A 598-nucleotide genomic window follows, 5' to 3' on the forward strand; every position below is an offset into this window, starting at 1 on the left:
GCCATCACTAAATTGCTTCGTTCTTTGTCACTTAAATCCCCTTTATCTAGCCGTTCTCTTAATTGTTTTGCTTGATACAATAATTCACCAGAACGACTGCCTGTTGCCATTTCCATGCCTCGTTGATACGTACTTTGATACATACATAAACCTCCTATGGCTGATTATGAGCTATCCAATCCCCTAAAGAAATATCTTTCTCTCGTATCGATTGTGCCGCTTGAATTAATTCCTCTTGAAAACCACGTAAACGTCTCATTTGTTGTTCATTTAACGCATAAAAAGCTTCAAATTTAGCTGGGTCATGAAACGTATAAACACCCTCATGATACTTCACCGCACGTTCTGTTAACGCTTCATCCACATCCCATACCGTTAATTCACTAAAACGAGCGCCTTCACTCGTATCATCTTCTAAATCTGCTCGAAGCTTTCGAGACCTTTTCATGACTTCTTCTTCTAAATCTTGCATACGATATTGAGTCTGTTGCATAATCGCTAACACATCATCCAATCGACTTGCTTGTTGAATAACCATATCTGGATTCACTTTTAATTTCGCTGAACCATTAGCAGTAAACATTCCAGCAAACGTTCC

1 pseudogene is annotated in these 598 nt (G+C 39.0%); it reads right to left on the reverse strand.

What is annotated here, in order from left to right:
- Positions 1-154: 154 nt before the first annotated feature.
- Positions 155-598: pseudogene (locus HCJ45_RS14835) on the reverse strand (lipase); the annotation flags it as partial.

Source organism: Listeria immobilis, from assembly GCF_014322845.1.
In the GTDB taxonomy this organism is placed as follows: domain Bacteria; phylum Bacillota; class Bacilli; order Lactobacillales; family Listeriaceae; genus Listeria; species Listeria immobilis.